Source organism: Elstera litoralis (genome assembly GCF_000963705.1).
GTDB lineage: Bacteria > Pseudomonadota > Alphaproteobacteria > Elsterales > Elsteraceae > Elstera > Elstera litoralis.
Genome location: NZ_LAJY01000752.1, coordinates 1 through 1,422, shown reverse-complemented (window position 1 = coordinate 1,422; position 1,422 = coordinate 1). Strand labels below are relative to the sequence as shown.

The 1,422-nt window shown below is 56.3% G+C and carries 2 protein-coding genes; both read left to right on the top strand.

The window, feature by feature from the left end; genetic code table 11:
• The first annotated feature begins 625 nt into the window (after positions 1-625).
• The gene (locus tag VZ95_RS19560; protein WP_198148420.1) at positions 626-1,144 is read left to right on the top strand and encodes an Arm DNA-binding domain-containing protein; all 519 of its coding nucleotides are present in this window, start codon (positions 626-628) and stop codon (positions 1,142-1,144) included.
• Positions 1,145-1,228: 84 nt separating this feature from the next.
• Positions 1,229-1,422, top strand: a 194-nt coding sequence (locus VZ95_RS19555) for a nucleotidyltransferase family protein (protein ID WP_045777354.1), incomplete at its 3' end; no start/stop codon positions are given.

Below are 1,422 nucleotides of genomic sequence, written 5' to 3'. Positions count from 1 at the left end.
TCTGCGAAAAACCAATCGTCAAAGCATTGGCCGCGCCCGAGAAAGCCAGCAAAGATGCGCCCAATAACAGCGCCGAAATCTTATTCCGCTTCATAGTGTCCGTCTCCTCCAAGGTTCATGAGATTGTTTTGAGCATAGTCCACCATCGGTCGACCTCATGAGTATCGCCGCTGGGTTTAGTCATTTTAGTCAAACAACACGGACCATTCCCAAAAACCGATTAAGTGATTTTCAGGCCAAAGCCAGCATTGCTCGAAACTCAATCCGAGCCGAGTTTTGTTTAGAAACTCACGGAAGTTTGATTTTGCATGAGATTTATCCTCCGAAACGCCAAACTCATCTCACTCGAGACGGCCTGATTCTTAATTTCCGGAAAAAGCATAGGAGATGGAAAGCACCAGCGTCCAATAGCATTTTTGCGGGCACCGATACATGTTTGCATATCGATAATCCGCCGAGGCGCGCGAATCCCGTTCGGGCAGAATGACCATGAGGGAGCCCGCCGGCACCCTCGCAGGCCCGGTAAGGTCCATCGTTTTTTCGGGGCGGGGAATGCCGATCACCAAACGCGATGTCGATGGGATGACCGAAGCGGGGGTTTTGTGGGATAGCGGCAAGGGGGGCCGTGACCGGCTTCGGTGTGCGCTTCCAGGGGCGCAGGAAGAGCTTTGTGCTGAAATATAGTTTCGATGGAAAAGCACGCTGGTTCACCATCGGGAAATTCGGGGCACCGTGGACAGTGGAGAATGCCCGTGCCGAAGCCCGGCGCTTGACCGGACGGATCGCCGAGGGGGTGGACCCGATGGCGGAAAAACACTCCGCCAAGATAGAGCGCAAGCAAGCCTTCACCATCGGCGAACTCTGTGACCGCTATATGGAAGCGGCGGAGGCAGGCTTGATCCTGACGCGCCTCAACCGACCGAAAAAAGCTTCGACCTTGGAAATCGATACGGGTCGGATCAAACGCCACATCAAACCGCTGATCGGCGGGTTGCCGGTAAAGGATGTCGATCAGCCCACCGTGCGCCGGATGATTAGCGATTCGGGCATAAAGGACGCGGCGTCACCTCGCGCTATGTGCATCGTCCCGATGCTGCGCTTGTTGCAGCGGCTGAAGCGGTGTCGAACCGCTTGGCGGACCTGATGGGGCTGGAGCGTGCTTGAATAGACCCTCTGCCGGGGACCAGTCTTTTCCCGTATAAGGATGGCAACAGGATCGGAGCTCGCAGTGAAACCCTCGCTCGCCTTGACGCAAAATCGTGATGCCATTCGGGAGGCTGTCAGTCGTTTCCCGACGCGGAACCCGCGTGTCTTCGGGTCGGCCCTGCACGGTACGGATCACGAAGGGAGCGATCTCGATTTGCTGGTAGATGCGATGCCGGGGGCAACCCTTTTCGATCTCGGCGGCTTACAGGTGGACCT